We start from the raw sequence: 1,170 nt of genomic DNA on the forward strand, positions 1-1,170 counted from the left end.
GAACTTTTGCTTTGCCACGGAACGGTCTGCGTTGTCGGGAAGATGCGTGATCTGATCCTTCAACTCAGCAAAAGTTCGATTTATTCAACAAAGCCGCCGTCCCGTCAAGTCAGCGTAATGCTCTGCCAGTGTTACAACCAATTAACCAATTCTGATTAGAAAAACTCATCGAGCATCAAATGAAACTGCAATTTATTCATATCAGGATTATCAATACCATATTTTTGAAAAAGCCGTTTCTGTAATGAAGGAGAAAACTCACCGAGGCAGTTCCATAGGATGGCAAGATCCTGGTATCGGTCTGCGATTCCGACTCGTCCAACATCAATACAACCTATTAATTTCCCCTCGTCAAAAATAAGGTTATCAAGTGAGAAATCACCATGAGTGACGACTGAATCCGGTGAGAATGGCAAAAGCTTATGCATTTCTTTCCAGACTTGTTCAACAGGCCAGCCATTACGCTCGTCATCAAAATCACTCGCATCAACCAAACCGTTATTCATTCGTGATTGCGCCTGAGCGAGACGAAATACGCGATCGCTGTTAAAAGGACAATTACAAACAGGAATCGAATGCAACCGGCGCAGGAACACTGCCAGCGCATCAACAATATTTTCACCTGAATCAGGATATTCTTCTAATACCTGGAATGCTGTTTTCCCGGGGATCGCAGTGGTGAGTAACCATGCATCATCAGGAGTACGGATAAAATGCTTGATGGTCGGAAGAGGCATAAATTCCGTCAGCCAGTTTAGTCTGACCATCTCATCTGTAACATCATTGGCAACGCTACCTTTGCCATGTTTCAGAAACAACTCTGGCGCATCGGGCTTCCCATACAATCGATAGATTGTCGCACCTGATTGCCCGACATTATCGCGAGCCCATTTATACCCATATAAATCAGCATCCATGTTGGAATTTAATCGCGGCCTCGAGCAAGACGTTTCCCGTTGAATATGGCTCATAACACCCCTTGTATTACTGTTTATGTAAGCAGACAGTTTTATTGTTCATGATGATATATTTTTATCTTGTGCAATGTAACATCAGAGATTTTGAGACACAACGTGGCTTTGTTGAATAAATCGAACTTTTGCTGAGTTGAAGGATCAGATCACGCATCTTCCCGACAACGCAGACCGTTCCGTGGCAAAGCAAAAGTTC

Annotated in this window: 1 protein-coding gene; it reads right to left on the reverse strand. The window is 43.4% G+C overall.

Translation table 11 applies throughout. The annotated features are described in order from the left end of the window. Nucleotides 1–155: 155 nt before the first annotated feature. The gene (gene aph(3')-Ia, locus BUE39_RS33675; protein WP_000018329.1) at nt 156–971 is read right to left on the reverse strand and encodes an aminoglycoside O-phosphotransferase APH(3')-Ia; all 816 of its coding nucleotides are present in this window, start codon (nt 969–971) and stop codon (nt 156–158) included. Between the last annotated feature and the right edge of the window lie 199 nt (nt 972–1,170).

Source organism: Paraburkholderia terricola, from assembly GCF_900142195.1.
In the GTDB taxonomy this organism is placed as follows: domain Bacteria; phylum Pseudomonadota; class Gammaproteobacteria; order Burkholderiales; family Burkholderiaceae; genus Paraburkholderia; species Paraburkholderia terricola.